Consider the following 484-nt stretch of genomic DNA (forward strand, 5'->3'; position numbering starts at 1 on the left):
CGCGGACTTTCAATTATTTTTATAAGCCACAATATTGAACTTGTTGCCCGGCTAAGCCACAGAATGATTGTAATGTACGGCGGAAAAATCATGGAAATGGGAAAAAGCCGGACAATTTTTAATTCGCCAAAGCATCCTTATACAAAAGCGCTGCTTGCTTCGACTCCGCATTTTGGAATGCATTATTCTGAGAAAAAACTTTCTTCAATTCCGGGACGTGTGTCTGATCCTGCAAAACCTGAGCCCGGCTGTCCGTTTGCTCCTCGATGTCCGTTTGCAAAAGAGCAGTGTAAAATTCCAGAAAACGAGTGTTATGTTGTTTCGGAGGATGGAGAAAAGCCAGAATGAATGAAAAAATTTCAGAAAAAAAAGACAATATTCTCGAAGTAAAAAATCTGACAAAAAAATTTTCGCTTGAATCTGGCTTTTTTGCCAGAAAAGACAGGTTTGTTTATGCGCTTAACAATGTGAGTTTTGAAATTGA

At 38.8% G+C, this 484-nt stretch carries 1 protein-coding gene; it reads left to right on the forward strand.

Annotation, left to right across the window (positions count from 1 at the left end; all coding sequences use genetic code 11):
- Positions 1-348, forward strand: a 348-nt coding sequence (locus tag B2X33_RS00730; RefSeq protein ID WP_349675702.1) for an oligopeptide/dipeptide ABC transporter ATP-binding protein, incomplete at its 5' end; no start/stop codon positions are given.
- Positions 349-484 lie beyond the last annotated feature (136 nt).

It is taken from the genome of Treponema sp. UBA785 (assembly GCF_002297065.1).
Taxonomy (GTDB): domain Bacteria; phylum Spirochaetota; class Spirochaetia; order Treponematales; family Treponemataceae; genus Treponema_D.